This is a genomic window from Actinosynnema sp. NPDC023658 (genome assembly GCF_040639995.1).
Taxonomy (GTDB): Bacteria; Actinomycetota; Actinomycetes; order Mycobacteriales; family Pseudonocardiaceae; genus Actinosynnema.
The window spans coordinates 4,036-5,873 of the sequence record NZ_JBFAAX010000361.1 but is presented as its reverse complement, the minus strand read 5'-3'; the positions used below and the strand labels follow the sequence as shown (position 1 = coordinate 5,873).

Here is a 1,838-nt window from a genome sequence, read left to right as displayed (position 1 = left end):
GGCGGCACCTCCACTGGAGGGGGAAGAATCGGGGAGTGGCTGTGAAAATAGGTGTTCTCGGTCCGCTGCACCTTTCCGACGGCACGGTGGTCTGCACGCCGCGGGCCCCGAAGCAGCGGCAGGTCCTGGCCCTGCTGCTGATGAACGCGAACAGCACGGTCTCGGTGGGTGACTTCATCGAAGAATTGTGGGAGTACAACCCGCCCAGCAGCGCGGTGCAAACCCTGCAGACCTACATCATGCAGCTCCGCAAGATCCTGTCGGCCGGGGGGGGTCGGTCGACAGGACGGGCGGCGCGCTTGGTGACCAGGGACGCCGGGTACGAGTTCGCCGCCGACGTCGACGAGCTGGACATCGACGTGTTCGCCCGGCTGACCAGGGCGGCCAACCGGTGCATGGCCGAGGGCGAGCACGACCGGGCGTCCCGGTTGTTCGCCCAGGCGCTGGACCTGTGGCGGGGACCGGCGCTGGCCGACGTGCGCACCGGGCCGGTGCTGCGGGCCCGGCTGGTCGGGCTGGTGGAGAGCCGGTTGTCGGCGTTGGAGCAGCGGATCGAGGCCGACCTGAAGCTGGGGCGGCACCACGCGCTGCTGAGCGAGCTGAGCGTGCTGGTCGAGCGGCACCCCATGCACGAGAACCTGTACGCCCAGTTCATGCTCGCCCTGTACCGCTCGGGGCGTCCGGCCCAGGCGCTCGCGGTCTACGGACGGCTGCGGCGCGTGCTGACCGACGAGCTGGGTCTGGAGCCGTCGCCGCCGATGCGCCGGCTGCACGAGGCGGTGCTCGCCGCCGACCCGGTGCTGGACCCACCGGTGTACCCGGCGACCGGGCTGTCGCTGGACGTGGCGCTGCAACGGGTGCTGCCGGTGGCCTGAGGCCGTGCCCGGTGCCGGGGGTGCCGGCGTGTGGCCGGGTGGTGGGGGTGGTCAGCGGGGTGGGCGGGGGAGTTCGGCCGGTTCCCGGGGGTGGGGTTCGGCCGGCCGCTCGAACGGCCCGTGCGACTCGCCGTCCTCCACCACCCGGCCGGCTCTCATCACCACCACCCGGTCGCTCATCCGCCGCACCACGCGCAGGTCGTGCGAGATCAGCAGCAGGGCGAGGCCGCGTCGGCGTCGCAGCTCGTCCAGCAGGTCCAGCACGCGGGTCCGGGCCACCGCGTCCAGCGCCGACACCGGCTCGTCGCAGACCAGGACGCGGGGGCCGGTGGCCAGCGCCCTGGCGATCGCGACGCGTTGCCGCTCGCCGCCGGACAGCTCGTGGGGACGCCGGGACAGCAGCGCCGCGGGCAGCCCGACCTGGTCGAGCAGCTCCGCCGTGGCGCGTCCGACGTCCCGGCCCGACACCCCGATCGCCCGCAACGGCTCCGCGAGCAACCGCCGCACGGTCCACCGCGGGTCGAACGCCGCCAGCGGGCTCTGGTGGACCAGCTGCACCTCCTTGCGCCGGTGCCGCCTGGCGCGTTCGGGCAGGTCGCTCCAGCGCGTGCCGTCCAGCAGCACCTCGCCGGTGTCCGGTCGGAGCAGGCACAGCGCGATGCGTGCGGTGGTCGTCTTCCCGGCCCCCGACTCGCCCACCAGCGCCACGGTCTCGCTCCGACCCACGCTGAACGACACCCCCGACACCGCCGGCCGCCCGTCCGCGGTGCCCCGGTAGGTCTTGGTGACGTCGCGCAGCTCCAGGACCGGGCGCTCGGGGCGGACCGGTCGACGCGGCGCGGAGGGGCCGTCGTCCAGCAGCGCCCGGGTGACGGGGTGGGCGGGGCCGGCGAGGATCCGGGCGGTGCTCGCCTGCTCGACGATCCGACCGGCGCTCATCACGGCCACCCGGTCGGCCAGCCG

General features: G+C 74.3%; 2 protein-coding genes. One reads left to right on the top strand and one right to left on the bottom strand.

Annotated elements, in window-relative coordinates; translation table 11 throughout:
- Nucleotides 1-41: 41 nt before the first annotated feature.
- Nucleotides 42-875, top strand: coding sequence for an AfsR/SARP family transcriptional regulator (locus AB0G02_RS26375; protein WP_360798540.1), 834 nt, complete (start codon nt 42-44; stop codon nt 873-875).
- A 51-nt stretch (nt 876-926) separates the two neighbouring features.
- Here AB0G02_RS26375 and AB0G02_RS26370 read toward each other — a convergent pair.
- A partial coding sequence (locus AB0G02_RS26370; RefSeq protein ID WP_360798536.1) for an ATP-binding cassette domain-containing protein occupies nt 927-1,838 on the bottom strand: 912 nt, incomplete at its 5' end.